The organism is Bradyrhizobium sp. CCBAU 51745 (genome assembly GCF_028128715.1).
GTDB lineage: Bacteria > Pseudomonadota > Alphaproteobacteria > Rhizobiales > Xanthobacteraceae > Bradyrhizobium > Bradyrhizobium manausense.
The window spans coordinates 1-20,930 of the sequence record NZ_LBJP01000091.1 but is presented as its reverse complement, the minus strand read 5'-3'; the positions used below and the strand labels follow the sequence as shown (position 1 = coordinate 20,930).

Annotated in this window: 17 protein-coding genes; 5 read left to right on the top strand and 12 right to left on the bottom strand. The window is 61.7% G+C overall.

What is annotated here, in order from left to right; translation table 11 throughout:
• Positions 1-2: 2 nt before the first annotated feature.
• From XH98_RS32945 to XH98_RS32935, 3 genes are all read left to right on the top strand, one after another.
• Positions 3-1,586, top strand: coding sequence for an acyl CoA:acetate/3-ketoacid CoA transferase (locus XH98_RS32945; protein ID WP_271621071.1), 1,584 nt, complete (start codon positions 3-5; stop codon positions 1,584-1,586).
• An 8-nt stretch (positions 1,587-1,594) separates the two neighbouring features.
• A complete protein-coding gene (locus XH98_RS32940; RefSeq protein WP_271603300.1) occupies positions 1,595-2,083 on the top strand; it encodes a MaoC family dehydratase in 489 nt (162 codons plus the stop codon).
• Between the two features lie 63 nt (positions 2,084-2,146).
• Positions 2,147-2,983 carry a transporter substrate-binding domain-containing protein gene (locus XH98_RS32935; protein ID WP_271621070.1) on the top strand — a complete coding sequence of 279 codons (837 nt, stop codon included), beginning with the start codon at positions 2,147-2,149 and terminating at the stop codon, positions 2,981-2,983.
• A gap of 216 nt (positions 2,984-3,199) precedes the next feature.
• Here XH98_RS32935 and XH98_RS32930 read toward each other — a convergent pair whose 3' ends face one another.
• The 10 genes from XH98_RS32930 to XH98_RS32885 all read right to left on the bottom strand — a co-directional run bounded on the left by XH98_RS32930 (position 3,200) and on the right by XH98_RS32885 (position 15,200).
• Positions 3,200-3,829, bottom strand: a complete 630-nt coding sequence (locus XH98_RS32930; RefSeq protein WP_271621069.1) for a 2-hydroxychromene-2-carboxylate isomerase — start codon at positions 3,827-3,829, stop codon at positions 3,200-3,202.
• An 86-nt stretch (positions 3,830-3,915) separates the two neighbouring features.
• Entirely contained in the window at positions 3,916-4,602 is a 687-nt protein-coding gene (locus XH98_RS32925; RefSeq protein ID WP_271621068.1) for a glutathione binding-like protein, read from the bottom strand.
• Between the two features lie 11 nt (positions 4,603-4,613).
• Entirely contained in the window at positions 4,614-6,950 is a 2,337-nt protein-coding gene (locus tag XH98_RS32920) for a N,N-dimethylformamidase beta subunit family domain-containing protein (RefSeq protein WP_271621067.1), read from the bottom strand.
• A gap of 59 nt (positions 6,951-7,009) precedes the next feature.
• Entirely contained in the window at positions 7,010-7,375 is a 366-nt protein-coding gene (locus XH98_RS32915; RefSeq protein ID WP_271603305.1) for a hypothetical protein, read from the bottom strand.
• A 79-nt stretch (positions 7,376-7,454) separates the two neighbouring features.
• On the bottom strand, positions 7,455-9,776 hold the full coding sequence (locus XH98_RS32910; protein ID WP_271621228.1) for a N,N-dimethylformamidase beta subunit family domain-containing protein: 2,322 nt from the start codon (positions 9,774-9,776) through the stop codon (positions 7,455-7,457).
• 62 nt (positions 9,777-9,838) lie between these two features.
• A complete protein-coding gene (locus XH98_RS32905; protein ID WP_271621066.1) occupies positions 9,839-11,488 on the bottom strand; it encodes a branched-chain amino acid ABC transporter permease in 1,650 nt (549 codons plus the stop codon).
• Between the two features lie 3 nt (positions 11,489-11,491).
• Complete coding sequence (locus XH98_RS32900) at positions 11,492-12,373, bottom strand: branched-chain amino acid ABC transporter permease (protein WP_271621065.1); 882 nt, start codon at positions 12,371-12,373, stop codon at positions 11,492-11,494.
• Positions 12,374-12,376: 3 nt separating this feature from the next.
• Positions 12,377-13,144, bottom strand: coding sequence for an ABC transporter ATP-binding protein (locus XH98_RS32895; protein WP_220001781.1), 768 nt, complete (start codon positions 13,142-13,144; stop codon positions 12,377-12,379).
• Complete coding sequence (locus XH98_RS32890; RefSeq protein ID WP_271603309.1) at positions 13,141-13,929, bottom strand: ABC transporter ATP-binding protein; 789 nt, start codon at positions 13,927-13,929, stop codon at positions 13,141-13,143. Before XH98_RS32890 ends, XH98_RS32895 begins: the two co-directional genes overlap by 4 nt.
• Positions 13,917-15,200: an ABC transporter substrate-binding protein gene (locus tag XH98_RS32885; RefSeq protein ID WP_271621064.1), complete on the bottom strand. Its 1,284-nt coding sequence runs from the start codon at positions 15,198-15,200 to the stop codon at positions 13,917-13,919. Before XH98_RS32885 ends, XH98_RS32890 begins: the two co-directional genes overlap by 13 nt.
• Positions 15,201-15,849: 649 nt before the next feature.
• Between XH98_RS32885 and XH98_RS32880 the strand changes: the two genes are divergently transcribed.
• A complete protein-coding gene (locus XH98_RS32880; RefSeq protein ID WP_271603311.1) occupies positions 15,850-16,887 on the top strand; it encodes a response regulator transcription factor in 1,038 nt (345 codons plus the stop codon).
• 15 nt (positions 16,888-16,902) lie between these two features.
• Here XH98_RS32880 and XH98_RS32875 read toward each other — a convergent pair whose 3' ends face one another.
• Entirely contained in the window at positions 16,903-18,051 is a 1,149-nt protein-coding gene (locus tag XH98_RS32875) for an MFS transporter (RefSeq protein WP_271603312.1), read from the bottom strand.
• 121 nt (positions 18,052-18,172) lie between these two features.
• On the bottom strand, positions 18,173-20,131 hold the full coding sequence (locus XH98_RS32870) for a primary-amine oxidase (protein WP_271603313.1): 1,959 nt from the start codon (positions 20,129-20,131) through the stop codon (positions 18,173-18,175).
• Between the two features lie 305 nt (positions 20,132-20,436).
• Between XH98_RS32870 and XH98_RS32865 the strand changes: the two genes are divergently transcribed.
• The coding region (locus XH98_RS32865; protein ID WP_271621227.1) for an AMP-binding protein at positions 20,437-20,930 on the top strand (494 nt) is incomplete at its 3' end.

Below are 20,930 nucleotides of genomic sequence, written 5' to 3'. Positions count from 1 at the left end.
TCATGCTAAGCATCATCACCGCGGCAGAGGCCGCAAGTTTGATCCGCGACGCCGATACGTTAATTGTCGGCGGCAATGGCGGCACGGGGGCAGCCGAAGCGATCCTCGACGCGCTGGAGCAGCGCTTCCTTGGCGGCCAGGGCCCGCATGGGCTCACGCTGATCAACATCACCGGCGTCGGCGCCGTGACCGAGAAGGGCCTCTGCCATCTCGCCCATGAAGGCCTGATCGCGCGGGTGATCGGCGGCAATTTCGGTCTTCAGGTGCCGTTCATGCGGCTCGTCCGCGACGAATTGATCGACGCCTACAATTTCCCGCAAGGCGTGATGAGCCAACTTTGCCGCGCCATGGCGGCGAAACATCCGGGCGTGCTCACCCATGTCGGCCTCAACACCTATATGGACCCGCGCCAGGACGGCGGACGCATGAACAAGCGCACCACCGCGGCGCTGGTCGACCTGCTCGAGTTGCACGGCCAGTCCTGGCTGCTCTACCGCGTTCCCGCCCCGCCCAACGTCGCCATCATCCGCGGCACCTCGGCCGATGAGGACGGCTATATCAGCATGGAGCACGAGGGCACGACGCGCGAGGATCTCTCGATCGCGCAGGCCGTGCACAATGCCGGCGGCACCGTGATCTGCCAGGTCAAGCGCATCGTGAAGCGCGGCTCGATTCATCCGCAGATGGTGAAGATCCCCGGCTTCCTGATCGACCACGTCGTGCTCGAGCCCGAGCAGATGCAGACCTACGGCACCGTCTACGATCCGGCGCGCTGCGGCGAGACGCGCGTCCCGGTGGCGATGATCACGCCCGATCCGCTCACCGAGCGGCGTGTGATCGCGCGCCGCGCCGCCTTCGAGCTACGGCCGCGCGACGTCGTCAATCTCGGCGTCGGCATCTCCGCCATGATCCCCAATGTCGCGGCCGAGGAAGGTATTTCGGATCTGATCACGCTGACGGTGGAATCGGGCGTGGTCGGTGGCGTACCCGGCCATGCGCGAGAATTCGGCACCGCGATCAATCCGCGCGTCATTCTCGACCAGGCCTATCAGTTCGACTTCTACGACGGCGGCGGATTGTCCTGCGCCTTCCTGTCCTTCGCTGAGGTGGATGAAGCCGGCAACGTCAACGTCACCCGCTTCGGCGAGCGACGCGACGGCTCCGGTGGCTTCATCGACATCACCCAGAATGCGAAGCGGCTGATCTTCAGCGGCACCATGACCGGCGGCAAGTTCGACATCGGTGTCGAGAACGGCCGCCTCGCCATCCGGCGCGACGGCGCCTTCCGCAAATTCGTCCCGCAGGTCGGCCAGATCAGCTTCAGCGCCTCGTTCGCCGCGCAGCGCGGCCAGCACGTCAGCTACGTCACCGAGCGCGCCGTGTTCGAGCTGGAGAACGGCCACGTGACGTTGACCGAGATCGCGCCGGGCGTGCGCCTGGAGGAGGACATCCTCGCTCATATGGGCTTTCGCCCGCGCATCAGCCCGCAATTGAAGGACATGGACCCGCGCATCTTCCGCTCCGGGCCGATGGGAATCGCGCAAGCCTTCAACGCCCTGCCAGCGCGGCCGCGCAAGGTCGCCTGAGGATCACCATGGACACGAGCGCACCGATCAATCTCCGTTACGAGGACATCGCGCTCGGCGCGGAGTTCGAGACCGCCGTGCACACCGTGACCGAGGCTGACATCGCAGTCTTCGCCGACGTCACGCGCGATCACCACCCGCTCCATATCGACGGCGCCTATGCGCGTTCGCGCGGGTTTCCTGCCGTGATCGGCCACGGCCTGTTCGGCCTGTCGCTGATGGAGGGGCTGAAGTCGGAGCTGAGGCTGTACGAGGAGACCTCGGTGGCCTCGCTTGGCTGGGACGAGGTGAAATTCAAGGGGCCAATCGTTGCCGGCGACAGCCTGCGCGTTCGTTTCCGCTTCGTCGAGAAGCGGCCGACCAAAAATCCTGAACGAGGAATCGTCGTGGAGGCGCTCGACCTGCTCAACCAGCGCGACGAGGTCGTGACTGCGGCGCGCCACATCTCGCTGATCCTGACCCGGCAAGCCGATCGCGGCGTGCCGGCTGCCACGTGACAACGACGAAGCCTCGGACCGGAGACGGCTCAACTGCCACCCACGATTGACAGGAGTACCTCGATGCGACTTCCAGAAACCTTCTCCGCCCTCGCCCTTCTGGTCGGCCTGACCCAGGCCGTCGGTGCCCAGACCTGCACGCCGAAAGTGCCGGCGTCGAGCCTGATCGAAGCGCCCAAATGGCAGATGTCGATCAACCCGACCTTGCCGCCGCAACAATTCGTCGACGACAAGGGCGAGTTGCAGGGCCTCAACGTCGAGCTCGCCCGCGAGATCGCCAAGCGCATCTGCGTCGAGCCAGTGTTCCTGCGCATGGACTTCCCGCCCATGATCCCGGCGCTGCGCTCGGGCCGCTTCGACGCCATCAACACCGGCCTGTTCTGGACCGAGGAGCGTTCGAAGATGCTCTACCTCGTGCCTTACGCGCAGCAGGCGATCAGCATCTACACCGACCCCTCCTCCAGCCTGAAGCTCGAGAAATTCGAGGATCTCGCCGGCCGCGTGGTCGGGGTGGAATCGGCGACTTACACCGAGCGTAAGGCGCGTGAATTCAGCACGGCCATGGAGGCCAAGGGTCTCAAGCCGATCGATCTGCGCACCTTCACCACGGTAACCGCGACCTCGGCAGCGCTGCGCGCTGGCCAGCTCGAGGCCGCGCTGAATATCAACGAGACCGCAAACTCGCTGGAGCAGAAGGGCATTGCCAAGATCTGGGTTCGCGACATCGCCGGCACCGACATCACCTTTGCTTTCCGTGACAAGCTGCTCGCACAGGCCGCCGCAGATGCGCTGACCGCGATCCGGGCCGACGGCACCTACGACAAGCTGTTTGACAGGTTCGGCATGACTAAGCTGAAGGCGACGACGTTCGCCATTCGCGGCGACGGGCCGACGAATTGACCGGCCTGCGCCACCTCATGTGTGGGCGCGCACATACGAGCGACCGAATTGGGGAGTGTGCGCGGCCTTCCGGAAACTGGCGCGGCCAGGTCCGCCGTAAGAATATGTCAGAGACCTTCGTCGTCGTAAGGACGGTGAGATTGGGCGCTCGACATGGAGCGCAACATTGACCGCCGCGGATCACCGAAACCAAGGGCTGCTGCGCAGGTCTCCGGCTCAGGGAGCACTGTTGCAGGCCGAACGGCTCTGTGCCATCCGGCGCTCCAGCAACTCACGGACCAGCGGCAGGCGATCGTTGCCAAAATACATATCGGTCTTGTCAACGAACATTGTCGGCGATCCGAAGCCGCCGCGAGCGATCACCTCGTCCGTGTTGGCCCGGAGTTGGTTCTTGACCGCTTCTTCGCTGATCCCCCGAAAAAACTCCTCAGGGTCGACGTCTACCTTCTTGCAGATGTTCGTCAGCACCGCATCCTGGGAGATGTCTTTATCCTCGCCCCAATAGGCCTCGAACACCGCGGTAGCGAACGGAACCATCCCGCCTCCGAGCCAGATGCAGCCGCGCATCGCCTTTACGCTGTTCACCGGAAAAACCGTCGGTGGCATCTTGATCGCAAGCCCGGCTGAGCGCGCCCAGTCTGCAAGATCCTTCAACATGTACTGCGCTTTCGGCACGATCGGACTTTCGCGCGAGGCATAAACGCTCGGGTTAACCGCATTGAAGATGCCGCCAGCCAGCACTGGCCGCCACGACAGCGGCTCGCCACACTCCTTTGCCAGCCGCTGGATGTTGTGGAAAGCGAGATAAGTCCATGGACTTGAGCAGTCGAAGAAGAACTCTATCATCGATCATACACTCTCTTCTTGACTGACATCCAATGCGGCGTAACCGCCTTTTGATTTTCACTCGCCGGAGGTCGCACAACCTTCCGTCACGACTTCGGTGCGCCGAACATGATTTTTCTTGCCTCGTCAGAGAACGGCTCCTTCACAAATTTGCCGACCGCAAGCCCGGCCTGGACTTGCGGCCGCCCGCGGACTTCCGCATACCAGCGCTTGACGTTCGGATAGTCGTCGAGTGTGAAGCCTTGCGCCTTATGGGTCATCGTCCACGGGAAACAAGCGATGTCGGCTATCGTGTATTCGTTGCCGGCGACGAAGCGTCCGGTCCTGCCCAATTGGGCGTCAAGCACACCATACAATCGTGTCGCCTCCCGCTGATAACGATCGATCGCATAGGGGATCTTCTCCGGCGCATAGAGGCGGAAATGACCGTGCTGACCGAGCATCGGTCCAAGACCGGCCATCTGCCACATTAGCCATTGTAAGACCCGGGTACGACCACGCACGTCCACTGGCAGAAATCGTCCGGTCTTCTCGGCCAGGTAGATCATGATCGCACCCGTCTCGAACACGGAGATGGGCTCGCCATCGTCGGCAGGCGCGCGATCAACAATCGCTGGAATACGATTGTTCGGGCTGATGGCGAGAAACTCGGGAGTGAACTGTTCACCAGCGCGAATATCGATCGGCACGACGGTATATGGCAGCCCCAGTTCCTCGAGCAGAATCGAGATCTTCCAGCCGTTGGGGGTCGGCGCATAGTGCAAGTCAATCATACCGGTCGTTCCTAGGGGGCGACTCGTTCGAGCCCTGCTGTGCTCTTCCTAGGTCTGTTCGAGCCGGGCAACGGACCCGGCCTGACGAACGCGTCTACCACGTTGCTCAGAAGCTGCGAGACGTTGTTCTCGAAGCCGTTGATAGGAAGGGCACTTCCGAACGCGATGGATCCGGTTGCAAACACCGCGCCATTATTCAGCGCCTCGAAATATACCATGTCGGCCCGCAGGATGTAGTTGTGCGTCCCGCTGAATCCTTGGTGGGCGTGGGCTCCCTCCTCGTCGTGGGCGATGTAGTTGTCGGGGTGCCCTCCCGAGGATGCGATGATCTTGGTGTTGGGCGGCGTGCCGAATCCCAGCTTGTAGCAGTCGATCTCAATGCCCGCCGCTCCGCCGTTGCCCAGGCCGAAATCACCTATGATCTCGCCTTCGATCCCCTCCGTGATCCAAGCGAGCGCAGGATCATAGCTGTCGGGCATCCGCCGATAAGGCTGGCTATGGGCGAAGCCCTCGCCGGCAAATGTGTTGCCGACCAGCTTCTGCCCCCAGCGCTGAAAGCCGGTCCAGATTCCACCCATCTGACCCGTCGTGGCGAGGTAGTATTCGCCCGGCCGCGCCGCCCAGGCAATCCAGTGCCCACCTGTCTTGCGGCACTCCATGATCCACGGTTCGTCATCGCGAAACGCCACATTGCAGCAGAAGCTGTTGGCGCCCATGCAGATAAAGCGCCCGCCGCCGGCGATGTAATCCTCATGCGCGTCGAGCATGCGCTCGGAATGATATTCCGGATGCGTGGAATTCAAAATGCATGCGTAGGGCGCCATCGCTGCGACACCCTCCAGATGTACATCTTCGTCGGTCAATACGTCGTAGTCGTATCCCTTGTGCTCCAGCCATGCCAGGATTGAGAGGTCTGCCGGAAAATTCCACGGCAAGTCGAATGCGGCGATCCGGTATTTCGGCCGCATGTTCACCATCGGGCGACGGTAGCTCGTGTAGCAGACGCCAGCGCCATCCGCATGCGTGTCGTAGCAGCCCGCACCGAACTCCGGATTTTCGTAGATTTCAATATCGACCTCGGAGATCGTCGGCGGCTGGCCCGCCATTGGCTGCACGATCTGGCCGTCTGTCGCGAAGCGCTCGTTGGCATAGGCCAGGTAGGTCGCGGTGGAAAACAACAGAGCAATTCGCGCTGTAGGCATGCGGGGCCGAACGAAGAAAACGATGTACTCTTCGGCCAGGCCCTCGCCGTCGCCGCCGCGTACTCTCATCGCGTAGGCTCCGCTGCGCAGCGTTTCGGGCAGCTCGAGCGTCTTTGTGGCCTTCCAATTGCTGTCGATCATCGCGTCGGCATGAAACTCGATGCCACCGTATTGATCCGGGGCAAGCCGGAAGCAGTCGTTGCGGCCGTTCCAGTTGTAGCCGGTCTGTGCACGCACCGGCCTGTTGTAGCCCTTCGCATCGAGCCGGTTCGGTCCGATGTCGACTACGACATCGCCGATCCCACGATCGGTATACCCCTTCGTGGGGTCCCAATATGCGACCATGCCGTCCAATGGGGGCTGCCCGCCTGAGCGGATCGCATCGAGCTCCTCGCGACCCAAAGGACGATCGAACACACCACAACGATCGATCTTGCCGCAGTACAGCTGCGAGACGAAATGCCCGCGCAGCGCGTGCCAGTCGCGCGATCCCGCCACGAGGAACGGCGCATCAGGCAGGTTGTTCTGCCTGAACCGAAACATCTCCGACGCATGAGAGCGGTATTCGACCGGCGCGACTTTGCTGAGCAGGCTGTTGTAGCGGTTCACGACCCCTTCCTGGTACAACGTGGCGCGACCGCTTCGCGCATCGAATGTGGCGGCGACGAAATACCAGGACTGCTTCTGCAGGGGCAGTTCAGCCTGGAGATAGTCGATCTCGTTTCCGCAGCCGACCCAGAACTCGAGCCTGCCGCTTGGATTGATGCCAAGGCCATAGCCGTGATTCCTGTCGTTGTCCCAGCGGCCCAGCAAGCATTGCCGATGCCCGACATCGGGCCAGGTCGGCCAGATGAATGCACAGAGCGTGATGCTGCCGTCGAGCGCGAGCTTGCGATTGGGGTCCCTCACCTCGAGGAAGGCACCGACCTGCGTGAACTGCTTCTCGACCTGCCAAGTGCCGTTGGCGACGCAATCGATTTCTTCCTCGATGAATCCCGGACCATGCGGATGCTCGTCGCCATGAATCAGGCGCACGAGATGGGCTTCAGCGGTCGACGTGCCGTCGGCACTGACATGAAATTGTATGGTGTCGCCCGGCTTCACCGAGATCTTATCTGCGTAGCCGAATATCTTGATCTGCGCCATGGTGCGGAGTTTCCCATCGAAAAGCCGGACCAGGTGCCCTGCCCGGCAGGCGTGTTGCACTAGGTTTCGAGAAGATCGCGGATGCAGCGCAGGAACAGGCCGTGACGGGCATCGTTCGCCGACGTGTAAACGGCATCATCGACCAAACGCGGGGGGACTCCCCGACGTCCTGAGAGCCTGACGACCTGATACCGCCGGAACGGCTCGACGGCCCGGACCGCATATCTTTGCTCGAGCGGGCGTTGACGAAAATAGATCAACAGTCTCTCGAGCATTTCGCTGTGCTGTCCCAAAGGCGATTGCCGGTGCTCCTCGATGACCTCGGGGTTCACCAGCGTCCGCAGAAACTCGCGGCGGAAGCCGTCGAAACGATCCCGGACGATGATGTCGCGGTCCTCGGACCTGTCGTATTCGAGAGGCAGCATCCTCAGCTCTCCACCTGCAAATGTTCGACGTGACCCACGGCCGCGGAACGTGCCGACGCGGCTCCCCCCAACCGATGCATCAAGCCCACTGCTTTTCCTCATTGACCCAGGCGAACCCGGGCAACCTGCCGTCCCTGGCGAATGCCTCCACGACATTCGCCAGCACGCGGGATGCGCTGTTCCTGAAATTGTTGATCGGCAGCGATTGTGCGAATGCGACCGAGCCACATGCAAACACGGCGCCGCCATGGGGGGCCGTGAAGTAGGTCATGTCGGCATGAACCCGCCAGTCATACGACCCATAGAGCCCAAGGTAGGAATAGAGGACGAGCTGCTGGTTCACGACAAAGCTGTCCGTGTGGCCCCCTGACGAGGCGATGATCTTGGTGTGCGGCGGCGTGCCCAGAGCGCGGTCATAATAGTCGAGCGCCAGCCCCGCGGCGCCGTCATTGGCAAGACCGGCGTCACCGATGATCTCGCCATCGACACCTTTGGTGATCCAGGACACGGTGCGGTGATAGCTGTCCGGCATCCTCCGGTACGGTTCGCTTCGTCCACCGCCAGAGCTGCTGAGGCCTATGCCGACCAGCTTCTGGGTCGCCCGTCCGAGCACCTTCCAGGGACCACCACGCATCCCGTCGGTTGCCATGTAGTGCTCGCCGTAGCGGGACACCCACGGCTTGTACCCATCATCGCGACGTCGACACTCCATGATCCATGGTTCGCCGTCGCGAATGCCGGCCGTGGCGTTGAACCCGTTGCCGCCTGCATAGATGTAACGACCGCCGCCGGCGATATAGTCCTCGGTCGCATCCAACATTCGCTCGGTGTAATATTCCGGGCGCGAGCCGCTGATAACGCATGCGTACGGCGACAACGCCTCCGACCCGTCGCGATGGAGGTCCTCGTCGGTCAGGACCTCGTACTCGAAGCCGCTCTGGTCCAGCCATGCGATGATCGATAGGTCCGCAGCCAATCCCGAAGCCACATCGAGGCTCGGCATCCTGTACCTCGGCCGCATGTTCATGACCGGACGGTGATAGGAGCTGTAGCACACGCCATTGCCATCGGCGTGCATGTCGTATGTCGACAGCCCGAAATCGTCTCGCCTATGCATCTCGATATCGATATCGGACAACACAGCCGACTGTCCCGTCAAAGCTTCGCGCTCCGGGTGGTCGAAGCTCAGGCGCTCGTTCGCAAAGGCAAGGTAGGTGAGCGTCGGAAACAGGAATGCAATACGCGCCCGTGGCCTTCCCGGCCGCACGAAGAAGACGACATGCTCCTCGCTGACGCTCTTTCCCCAGCCAGATCGCAGCCTCATGGCATAACAGCCACTTTTGAGACCGTGCGGCAGGGCGACGGCCATGGTCGCCTTCCAATTGCAATCCGTCAGCGCGTCGGCATGAAACTCGATCCCGCCGAACTCTTGCGGAGCCAGACGGAAACAATCGGTGAAGCCGTCCCAGTTCCAGCCGGTCTGGCCGCGAACGGGCCGATTGTATCCTCGGGCATTCAGCTTGTGCCGGCCGACGTCGACCACGAGGTCACCGATGCCGCGGTCGGTGTAGCCGGCGCTCGTATCCCAGTAGGCGACCAGGCTGTCCATCGCAGGGACGAGCCCGCTCCTGATCGTGTCGAGCTCGGCGGGCTGCAAGACCTGATCAAATGCACCGCACCGGTCGATCTTGCCCCAATAGAGCTCAGCCACGCAGACCCGCCTCTCCGCGTTGCGGCTAGCCGAACCTGCCATCAGAAACGGAGTTGAGTCCAGACTACCGGGCTTGCTCCGGAAAACCGCAGATTTGCGGGATTCGTAGTCCACCAGGGCGACCTTGCCTAGCAGGCCGTTGTACCTGTTGCCGACACCGACCTGGTGCAAGGTCGCACGCCGGGTCTCGGCGTCGAAGGTCGCGGCCACGAAATACCACATCTGTACCTGCAGCGGCACGTTAGCGGTCAGGCGCTCGACCTCTTCGCCGCGTCCGATCCAGAACTGCAGATAACCTTTCTCGTCGATGCCGATCCCGTAGCCCTGCTTTTGATCGCCGGCCCATCGACCAATTATGGTCTGCCGCTTTCCGGATGCTGGCCAAGTCGGGTGAACGAAGGCGAACAGAGTGAAGCTATTTGCAAATGCCAGCCGGCCCTCCGGATCATCGACCTCGAGAAACGATCCTACCTGGGTGAACTGCGGCTCGACCCGCCACCTGCCGTTCGAAGTACACGCCACCTCTTCCTCGACGAAGCCTGGTCCTGCTGGGTTCTGATCACCATGGATCAGGCGCACCAGTTGCGCCTCGGCGGTATCCGTCCCCTCGGCACTGACATGAAACTGAATGGTCTCGCCCGGCTTGACCGAGATCCTGTCCGTGTAACCAAAAAGTCTGACCGGTGTCACCGCCAACTCCTTCCTTTACAGGCCCAGCGTCCGCCGCGCAGATCGGAACGCTTCCTCCGCGATCAGGACTCCAGTAGATCCTGAACGCGCCGCATGAAGACGCCGTGGCAGGCCTCATCCGGCGTCGCGTAGATTCGGTCCTCCACCACACGCGGCGCTACGCCACGATGTCCGGATAGAGCGACGATGCGATATCCTTCGAAGCGTTCCACGGCCATGATGGCGTACTTTTCCACCTGGGGGCGGGTGCGGAAGTAGATCAGCAGCCGTTCGAGCGCCTCACTGTGCTGCCCGTTGAGGGAGTGGCGATGCTCCTCGATGATCTCCGGAGACACCAGAGTCTTGAGATGGTCGCGGGTCATCTTGTCGTGGCGCCGCTGATAGATGACGCTCTTGTCCTCGGTTTCGGTCGCTTCCTCGGGTAGCATCTCGCCGCCCTTTTCCGCTCGCGTCGATCGCCGCTCGCTCTTCTTCTTGTCGCGCCAGGCACGGAACTGCGCCTTGATGCCGAACAGCCCGTTACGCAGGTAGAGCACGACCAGGAGCATGATGAGCCCGATGATCATGAAGCGGGCCGGTCCCCACGTATTCAGCACCTGGTCGAAGAACACGACGATGAGCGTTCCGACCACCGCGCCTTCGGCACGTCCAACGCCGCCGATGACCAACATGGCGAGGCCGAGCAGCACGGTGTCGAAGTTGAAGATCGAGAACGCCACGCCACCGAAATTCGAGGTGTAGAATCCGCCGATGAAGCCCAGCGCCGCCGACGAGACGAGGAACACCCAGACGCGCGCCTGGCGGAAGTTGACCCCTGTCGCCTCGGCGAAAGCCTCGCGCTTTTCGGGCGCCATGCGCAGGATTCGCCCGAGCCGGCGGCCGTTGACGAACCGGTAAAGCAGCAAAGCCAGCAGCATCAGGCCGAAGCAGGCGTAATACGCCAAGAGCAATTGACCCAGCTGCGACCAGTCTTCCGGTATGTAGGTCGTGGCACCGTACAGGCCGCCATTCGCGGACCCGAACTCCTTCGAAGTCACGAAGTAGACCCGGCAGAGCTCGTTGAGACCAAGGGTGAGAAGCGCATAGTAGAATCCGTCGAGCCGCGTGGCCGGCAGCGCGATGATCCCACCGAAGATCAGCCCCACCAGAGCCCCGAGCGGCGGCAACAACCACCAGGGCAATGCGAACTTGACGGCAAGCAATGCCGTGACGAACGCTGCCGCCCCGACGACTGCATAGGTGGCGAGCGAAAAGACGCCCGCAGTTCCCATGATGAGCATCCAACACAGACTGATAGCAGCATAGATGCCGAACGTGGCTCCCGCCGTCAGCAGCGTGTTCTGCAGATCGCCTGGCGTGAACAGGGGAGCGATCGCCAGCGCAAGAAGCCCCAACATCCACCAGATGGGCCGCTTGTCGACGATCGTCTTCTCCGCGCGCAAGGTCTTTGGGTTATACTCACCGCGGAGGCGAAGCACGCGGCGGCGTGTCGGCCAGTAGCGAAGACGATTCCACATCGTTCCGCCGTGGCCTGGCCATTTGTAATAGTAGCGAAGACGGCCGACCGCATTCAGCTTCGTCGCCGATCGACGAGTTCTTTGCCAGACCTCCTGGTGGCTGTGGAACGGAATGGTCGGGAGCTCTTCGACGTCGCGTTTGCCGCCCCAGACAAAGAGCGGATTGCGCCACTTGATGCCGCCATCAATTGACATTGCTCAGGCCTCCCTCGCCTTGTCGAGCAGCCCGGCGATGCCGCGCGGACGGACCAAGAGGATGACGATAATCACGACGAACTGGGTAATGAGAACGTAGCGGCCGCCGATCGATATGCCCGTCAGCGCCTCGTTGAGGCCGAGCACGATCGCGGCGATGACGGCGCCGCGCACGCTGCCGAGCCCGCCGCAAAGCGCAATGCTGACGCCCTTGATCATCGGCATCAGTCCGCCGAACGGCGAGATATAGTACGTCTGGGAGAGAAGAACGGCCGCGAGGCCCGCCAAACCGCCCGTGATGCCCATGACGTAGAACGATGTTCGCCGAACGCCGATGCCGACGATGGATGCCGCATGAGGATTCATCATCATGGCGCGGATTTCGAGGCCACGGCGACTCGACTGCATCCACCTCAGAACGACCGCCAATATCAGGACGGATGTCACCACGTTCCCGACCTTGTCCGCCGTTAAGACCACGCCCGGCAAGGACACCGACCAGTTGCCGAAGATCTCCGGCAGACTCTTCGATCGCGGGCCGAACCACCAGAGCAGGAATTGCGTGCCGATCAGATTTATCGCCAGCGTCGCAATCAGCCCCCGAATGGTGAAGTTTGGTTTGTCGTGGATCGGTATGAACCCGACCGCACAGATGATCACTCCCCCGAGCGCGCCTGCGAGGATACCCGCGGCCAGCACTGCAGGCCCCGATGTGGAGACATGCTGCGCAAAAAGCCAGCCGCCATAGCCCGCGAATGCAAATATGAAGCCGTAAGCAAGGTTGAGCAGGCCGAGGCTCGACCACGTGATCGAAATTCCGATCGCAAGCGTGCCGTAAATGCACGCAAGGACGATGGTGTTGCTGACGATGAACCAGATATCCACGTTTTACGCCTTTCGATAAACGTTCAACGCGAGGGCCGCCGAGGCCTCACCCTTGAGCTTTCCGACATGCATGCCGATGACGCGGTCGACCCGTCCCTCGAGCAGCGCAACGTTCTGCTCCGCGATGATCATCGCGGCATTCCCGAGCTTGACGGCCATCAGGGCGTTGATCACGCTCTTGCCGATCTTGGGTGCCAGCCCGAGCGATGGCTCGTCGACGAGGAAGAGAGACGCATCCGTCATCAGGCCGCGGCCAATCGATACCATCCGCCGTTCGCCGCCCGACAGGCGCCCCACGGGTACGCCCATCAGTTTCCGCAACGGTGGAAATATCTCCAGGATGCGGAGCTTGCGCGCAGCGCGATCGCGCCAGGCCGCCGCGGTGTAGGCCCCGGAATCGAGATGCTCCTCGACGGTCAGGCCATGGAAGATCTCGTCGCCTTGAGGAATCAACGCCAATCCTGCGCGCACGATCTCGTGGGTGTAGCGCCCCGGCCCTTGGCTTCGCGTGCGGCCGACCTCCCTGCCGTTGAGCTTGATCGAACCGCGCTGCCAGCCGGTAAGTCCGGCGATTGCATAGAACAGGGTCGACTTGCCATGGCCGTTCAAGCCGACAATGCCGATCCGCTCCCCACACTGAACGACGAGGTCGAGATCGTGGATGACGCGAACCGGCCCATAGCCTGCGGACAGTCCCTTGACGTTCAGGACCTCGCGCTGCGGCTGACGCGCCGGAGCGCCCGGCAAATGGTTGCTCACGGAGATATTCATGTATCGGCCTCTTCGCTGAAATCCTCGAAGTAGGCCGCGTGAACCTTCGGATCCGCCATGACGTCGTGCATCAGTCCCTCGGAAATGACCTCTCCGGCATCCATCACCAGAATGCGGTCGGCGATCGTCCCGAGGAGCTCGATGCGGTGCTCGACGATGAGGATCGCAATGTTCATTTCCTTGGCAAGGATCCGCAGCAGGGTATCGATCTCGTCGACCTCCGAATTGATCAGGCCGGCCGCCGGCTCATCCAGCAGCAGCAACGAGGGTCGGCGCATCAGAAGGCAGGCCAGCAGCAATTTGCGCCGGTTGAAGGTCTCGAGCTGCGTCGCCGGCGTGTCGTCACTGATCTTCAGACCGACGAGATCGGCGCCATATTCAGCATCGAACCTCGTGAGAAACGGACGATGAGCCTGACGCGCCGCCTTGAACGTCTCGCCGACGGTCAGCTCGTCAGGAACGACCGGCGTCTGGAACGTGCGACCGATCCCCAGCCGCGAGCGAGAATACAACGGCAAGCTCGTAACATTCTCGCCCTTGAACCACACTGAGCCGCTCTTTGGCGGCATACGGCCAGACAGGATTTCAAACAGACTGGTCTTGCCCGCGCCGTTCGGTCCGATGATGCCCAGCACCTCCCCGGCCTCAACATGCAGGTTGATATCGCGGAGGATCTCGCGACCGCCGAGATCGAGCGAGATGCCGCTGCAGGAGAACAGGGCGGCCTTTCCGTCCTGTTCAGCCGTACCGTTTCGGGAGATCTGTCTGAGCATCAGCTCCACCACGGCGCAGAGATCAGCTTCGTTTCCGAGACCGGACCGGGATAGACGATCTTGTGCTCGCCCCCCTGGATCTGGACGTAGAGCTGCGCGACGCCGGCCTCGAGCTTACGTGCCTGCAATTCGTCGCCGCCATTGTCCGGGAAATGGAGTGCTTCCTGATATGGGTTGCCCATATCGACGTGGCCGCAGACCCCGCGCTGCGGGTTGGCGCGGATCCAGTCGCAGACCTCCCTGAACTTCCGGGGATCGCCGACCGCTTCCCAAGCCTTCTTGAGATAGTAAGTCTGATCGTAGGCAATGCCGGTATAGGCAAGCCCGGCAATGCCGGGGAAACGCTTCTTGTACTTCTGTCTGTAGGCGAGCCCCCTTTCGTCTCCGTAGATGCCCATGGTCGTGCCCCAGACGAAGCCGTTCGCCGCCGAACCGGCAAGCTCGAGGAATTCCGGCTGCGAGGGGCCGTACTGGAGATAGACGAGCGAATCGCGCACCGGGCTTGCCACAAACTGCTTGCAGAACGCGGCGTATTCAGCAGCCACCCAATGGTCCACCATGATCGCGGCGGCATCGACCTCCTTCATCTCGCGAATGACCGGTGCCCAGTCCTGCACGGGATACTGGATATCGGTAATACGGGCGACTTCGAACTTGCCGCGCCGCTTGATCGCTTCCTGAGCCGCACGCGATATCGTTTGGCAGTAACCGATCTGCTCCTGAATGATATGAACCTTGCGGTTCTTTGGCTTCCAGGCGCCCCCCTGCTCCTGGTCTTCGAGCCAGAGAGCATAGCTCCATCCGTAGTTCACCTCGGACGGACAGAACTGGAAGATGTGGCTGTATTTGTCCGGCTGCTCCTTGACGGCAGCGGTGCCCGCGCGTTGCGCGTTGCCGTTGATGTAGGGACATTTGTACTTCACCGTCGCGTCCATCGCCGGCAGCGGGACGAGCGTGAAGGCAAAGGAGATCGCGTCGACCTTGGCATCAACGCAGGCGGCCAGCGCCTGCTTGGAGGATTCCGGCGACAGAACGTTCATATCCGTTGTGAACAGCTTCAGCGGTCTGCCGAGGATGCCGCCTGCGGCATTGATCTCCTCCGTCGCGAGCGTCGTCCCGTTCAGGAAGTCCTGATGATCCGCGACACCCGCCGCGGCCGTTTGGCAGTAGGGAACTCCGAGAACGATCGGCTGGGCGGCAAGCGCCGTCCGTCCAACGAACGGTGCGGCCATGGCGGCGCCGATGCCCGCGGTCACTGAACGCCTGGTGAGTTTGAGAACCATCCGAGCAACCTCTCCTGCAATCGCGCGCGCGTTCTCGGCATCGCGACCGAGACCAGGCCGGATTTCTGTTAGGGCTAAGACGATGCGGTCAGGCACCGTCCGGTGATAGCGGTCTCGATCCGTATCGCCACGGACTGACATGGTGGTTTCGGCCGAACCGCATGGATCAGAGCCTCGGTTTTCTGCCGATTTTCAGCAATACGTCAGCTGACCGATTTTGAAGCTGGCCTTGAGGGCTCCGGTGTGATCCAGGACTACGCTGCGGGTGCGAACCGAACTCAGGGTGACGACTTGCGCAGCAAGCCACGCCCAGATTTTCATCAGACGGCGGCGCTGAGAGTCATCTTACGTCAGAATTGTTGGCCCTGAATGAGGTGGAGTGTGACACTGCTTTGACTAAAGGAGTAACCGCCTCTAACATGCAATTGCAGCTTTAAGCTCGCCGTCTCGGCTCGATCCGGGACGGTCGAGATCAGCCGAGCGAATGGCCACATCGTCATGTGGCAGTTCGCAATGGTTGGCGCGGTCCTTGCTCTGCTGAGGACGCGAAGCACTACGCAGTGCCGCCGATCTAACGGATCGTTAGCGGCCAAAAAGAAGATTCGATCACGAACCGTCGGCAAGATCTTTCACGAGCTGGAGGCTCACCGTGAAATCGGCAGCGATCGACCATATGATGTCAGCGACGGTGCGGCTCGATACACCGGCGGCGGCCCTGAATGATCAAATCATCGATCAGGCCACGCAGGTGACCCGCCTTTTACGCGAGTTCGTTAGGAGCGAGGCGATCGCCCTGATCGCGATGGACCCGATATCCCGAACCCATCGCCCTCTTGCCGCCGACGGGTACACGGACAGAACGATGTCCTACGTGCTCGACGGATTCCCTAACTCCTGCCCTGCCTACGCGATCGCTCGTGAGAAAGACACGCATTCGCTGCGCTGGCGGGACTACAAGCGGGACTGGAATCTCTATTTGCCGGATACATTCACCGCTCAAGAATACCTGATGCCGGATGGCTTCAGAGAAGGCTCGACGATGTGTCTGCGCGTCGCGGATGGCCGCTACATTGGGGCCATCCACATGAGCTGGTCCAAGGAGGCGCACGCCAAGGACGAGCACCGCGAGATGACGGAGCGCTTCCGCCCGATTCTGCTGAACATCTGCGATCAGCTCAGGACGCCACAGTTGCTGGCCGATGAGCTGGCACCCGGCGCCTATGCCATCGCAGTCTCCCCGAACGGGTTTGCATTTCACCTCCCCAACCGTAATCCAGGACCGTATCTCGGCGAAGGTGGAGAGCTTCGCCGGCTCGTGCTGGAGAAGGCGAAGTCGCCCAGCGCTCAACGCTTCGTCTGGCCGGACGAGGCAGGCCGCTGTCACCAGATTACGATCACGCCCTGTCGCGGAAACATCCTCCTGATCACAGAACAATGCATTCGCTGGCCGTACAATCTCTCCCTCCGCGAGATACAGATCCTGCATCTCGTGACCAGCGGCGCGTCAAATCCCAACATCGCCGAGCAACTCTTCGTGTCGCCACGCACGGTCTCCACACACATCGAGCACATCCTCGCAAAGATGGGCTGCGACTCGCGCACGCGACTCGCGGCGCTCGCGGTGTCCGAAGGACTGCTGCTGGCGGAGTCCCCCTCGCGACGGTCTCGGAACTTCGCTGGCCATTGATCGGCCGCAGCCATTTCAGCTGGATGGCGCGCCTTGCGCACGCGCATCCTTCAGAAGCACCACGAGACCCGCGGCCACGAGGCAGGCGAGGCCGACGCCGGCGAATCCGACCGCGTAGGCTGCGGGGCCGAGGGCGCCGATCCCGGCCGAAGCGATAGCGCCTCCTGCCAGGTGCATCACCGTCATCCAGCCCATCGCTCTGCCGACGTGGCGCGTGCCTAGATTTCCGGACATCAGCCTGACCAGTGCAGGGAACGTCAGTGCCGCATCAAGACCATAGAGTGCGCCAAACCGGGCCAATTCGACCAAGCTGAAGCCGGTGAACGGAAGCCAGAGCAAGAGGAGCGCGCGGACGACGAAGTAGAGCGCCAGCACCGTTCGCGCGGGGCACCGGTCCGCGAGATGCCCGCTCACCACACTTCCTATCGCACCGCCGAACACGACAATCGCCATGACATCGGCGCTCGATGTGAGGTCGAGGCCCGTGCCCATGCAGATCATACCGAGTTGGCCATCGATCAAGCCGGATGTCGACGCGCCGCAGATGCAGAAGATCGTGGCAAGAACCCAGAAGCGCCAGTTCTTCTCCTTTGAACGCGATGCCCCATGCCGCTTGAACCTGGGCTCTCGCAGCAAGGCTCCTCGACCGGATATAGGGGCAAGGACAACGGCAATCGCCGTGGCGAGCACGCCAACGGCAGCGGCCTGGAACACGAAGCACCAATCCAGCGCGTTGGCCGCGCGCGATGCCAGCAGCAGTCCCGCCGCCGATCCCAGCGGCTGCATCGACGCCAGGAGACCGTAGCGTGTCCCGCAATGCGTCGCGCCGCCACGACTCCCGATCATCGCGCCGAGAAGGGCGGCGCTCAAAGAGCCACTGAAACCAACACCCAACCCCCAGGCCACAGTGAGATGCCATGGTGACGCCGCCTGCGTCGTCGATGCAAGCGATAACGCAAGGAGGGCCAGACTGCCGATCAACGGCGCTCGAACGCCCCAGCGTTCGAGGCTGTACGCCGCGAACGGCGATGCACTCGCGGAGACTGCAATGCCGAGCGTGATCGGCAAGGACACGTCGGGGGGCTGGAAGCCCCGATCTTGCTGGATCGTGACGGCCAGCAACGCGGGGAGGACGCGTGCGGCTGCGCTTGCAAAGATCGCCAAAGCGACGATCGCGGAGGCAATCGGCCTGAAGCACGCTGTCCTTGCAAAGGACGAGGCACGACCGGCCCTCGATGCCGGTCGGACGAACTGGAACGCGACGGGTCGGATGGCGAGCCGCGCCCTACTCGGCGGCCTGCGCATGACAACTCGCGGCGTTCGTGTCGGGCGCGAGATCGATGCCAGGATTGCGATCGAAGAAACCGCTGGGCATCAGCTTGAATCCGGTGAAGATGCAGGGTTGAACGGGAAAGTCCTCAGGGCGGACCTGGTGGTGAAGACCGAAGACGTGCCAGAGCACGATATCCGTGTTCTCGATATTCCGGTTTTTCTTGACAAAGTCGGAGACACCTCCCGTTCCATCCGAGTGGTTCATGTGTTCGCCAGCCGGATATCGCTCTTCCGGATCGAAGGCCGTCACCCAGAGCTGGTTCCTGACAAAAGTCGATCGCCTGCCCGACGGCGATTCCGGATGGATGAATGGTGTCACGGGGTGACTGGCCTCGAGCTTGTACCCGGTCGGCGTTCCAACCCAGTTCTTGCGATTGGGGTTGATAATCTTCCAGGCCCGATGCGTCGCCGGGTTCACCTGGCGGCACCCGCCGAGCTCGGTCTTGAGAACCGTCTCCTCCTCGTAGAAGCCGTTGCCATAGGCATTATCCGGCCCCCAGGGATCGGCCTTCGTGTTGAGCTCGACGACACTGTTTTCGTCACCGTCGATATTCATGTCGAGGCGCGCGCAGAAAATGTGCTGGTGAATGTGACCGACGACGCCGGGGGCGACTTCCTTGCCGTATTTGCCGGGGTGGCCCGGCTCGCACGCGGCCGTATTGATGATGCCAGTGGCCTTCAGCTCGAACTGGATCGAGCCGTCCGTGTGGAAGTACCAGAACAGCCCATATTCGTAGTTGGCGACCGTCGCGATGCAGGACACCACCAGCCTTCGGGCACGCCGCGACTCAACATTGTTAGAGCGGAAGTCCCAATGCTTCCACAGCAGGCCGGCATCCTCCTCATGGATGCAGATCGCGTTTTCGATGGTGACCACTTTGCCGTCCATCGTTGCGAGATGTGCATCGAGATAGGCTATGGCACCGAGGCAATCGCAGCCGAGCTTCAGCGAATTGGCGAGCTTGCCTATGCCGTACTCGCCGATGTCGAAGACGTTCTTCCGGAAATGCCCCTTCTCTGTAGTGCCGTATGGGACGACCATTTCCACCAGCGACGCGCGGTGCGCGATCGGCCGTCCATCGTAGCTGATATCATGCAGAGTTAGGCCCTCGCGTGAATTGAAACCGACAAGCACGGACCACCGGTCCCATTCCAGCCGATGCCCATCGAGCTTGAACGAAACCCCCTCGGGCTGAACGATATTGAGCGGCTTATAGGGCGTACGCGGATTTTTGATGAATTCCGCCTCGTAGTTCACCTCCGCCTTCGGAAGCGGGATGATCTCGTGGTCATCGACGCGGATAATCTCGTAGGTCTTGATGTCAACCACGGCGTTCAGGCCGCCGATGGGGTGCGCGTAGAGATTGTCGTTCTGTCGTAGACGCACCCATGCGAAGACGTGGGCGAGATAGCGCCCGTCCTCGCCCGGAATGTCAAAATTTCCCGCCGACCACGGATCGACGCAGACGAGCGACATGTCCTTGATGCCGCGCTTCTTGCAGGCGGCAATGAACTCGGGAGCCGCGCGGACGGCATCTTCGATGGCCGTGAACTGCTCGAGCTGGATCATCGGCTTCGCCGAGGGGAGATAGCTGGAGGTGAGGATCCTCTGCTCCGTCAGCGAGACGGTTAGCCGCCAGATACCGTCCTGCCTGATTTGAAACAGATTAACGCGTGCAGTTCTGTTGATCTGCTCTCCGGACCTGTACCGACGAACGATGGTCTTTGCCGGTTCGAGAAGCTCGATCGTCTCAAAGAGAAAGTCGGCGCCATATTGTGGATCTTTGCGAACGATCTCAATGACGGCTCGAATTTCGGCAGCGGTCAGGGGATCAAGAGGATGCTTCACTTCATCCGCACGTTGGTCGTCCGACGAGCAGCTGCAGGACGATGGAGCAACGACCGTATCCATTATCTACCTCCTTCTTGGCGCTAATTAGCGCAAGCCTAATCCGAGAATTGCAGACCAGCCTCAGTCTGCAACACCCAACCACCTCAGCAACGCCTTTGCTTGATCCAACCATGCTCGCTCGTATCCAAGCGATGGACGGCGTGCGGTTCGTAACCAGCTGGTCGCAGAGCTTCCGCTGCGGGTCATTCTCCGACAATACGTCAGTCGACCGATTCTGCAGGCTCGGGCGTGCTGCTATCAGATGGATTGTTGATTTGCGATCAGGCGGCTGCGTAATCGACTGGTGCCCAGGGAGGGAGCGACTGGTGAGTGAAAAGCACAATCCCTATGACGTGGGTTTGGATAAGTGTCCGGCCAATTTCTTGCCTTTGACGCCGTTGAGCTTTCTATCGCGCACAGCAGCCGTCTATCCAGATCTCACAAGCACCATTTACGGAGATCGCAGCTTCACATGGGCGCAGGTTCATGAGCGCTGCAAACGGTTTGCATCGTACCTCCGGTGGCACGGTGTTGGCGCAGGTGATACGGTAGCGGCCATGCTCCCGAACGTTCCGGCCATGAACGAGCTTCACTTCTCGGTGCCGATGGTCGGCGCGGCGCTCAACGCGCTCAACGTCCGCCTCGATCCGCCCTCCATCGCCTTCCAGCTCGACCATGGCGGCGCCAAGATCATCCTGGTCGACCCGGAATTCGCCGGTGTCATCACCGATGCGCTGGCGCAGATGACCGGGCCAAAGCCGTTCGTGATCGACGTCGACGATGCCGCGTTCAAGGGTGGCAAGCGCATCGGCGAGATCGA

Coding starts and splice junctions, on each gene's coding strand:
- XH98_RS32945 (WP_271621071.1), top strand. CDS start 3: ATGCTAAGCATCATCACCGCGGCAGAGGCCGCAAGTTTGATCCGCGAC.
- XH98_RS32940 (WP_271603300.1), top strand. CDS start 1,595: ATGGACACGAGCGCACCGATCAATCTCCGTTACGAGGACATCGCGCTC.
- XH98_RS32935 (WP_271621070.1), top strand. CDS start 2,147: ATGCGACTTCCAGAAACCTTCTCCGCCCTCGCCCTTCTGGTCGGCCTG.
- XH98_RS32930 (WP_271621069.1), bottom strand. CDS start 3,829: ATGATAGAGTTCTTCTTCGACTGCTCAAGTCCATGGACTTATCTCGCT.
- XH98_RS32925 (WP_271621068.1), bottom strand. CDS start 4,602: ATGATTGACTTGCACTATGCGCCGACCCCCAACGGCTGGAAGATCTCG.
- XH98_RS32920 (WP_271621067.1), bottom strand. CDS start 6,950: ATGGCGCAGATCAAGATATTCGGCTACGCAGATAAGATCTCGGTGAAG.
- XH98_RS32915 (WP_271603305.1), bottom strand. CDS start 7,375: ATGCTGCCTCTCGAATACGACAGGTCCGAGGACCGCGACATCATCGTC.
- XH98_RS32905 (WP_271621066.1), bottom strand. CDS start 11,488: ATGTCAATTGATGGCGGCATCAAGTGGCGCAATCCGCTCTTTGTCTGG.
- XH98_RS32895 (WP_220001781.1), bottom strand. CDS start 13,144: ATGAATATCTCCGTGAGCAACCATTTGCCGGGCGCTCCGGCGCGTCAG.
- XH98_RS32885 (WP_271621064.1), bottom strand. CDS start 15,200: ATGGTTCTCAAACTCACCAGGCGTTCAGTGACCGCGGGCATCGGCGCC.
- XH98_RS32870 (WP_271603313.1), bottom strand. CDS start 20,131: ATGGATACGGTCGTTGCTCCATCGTCCTGCAGCTGCTCGTCGGACGAC.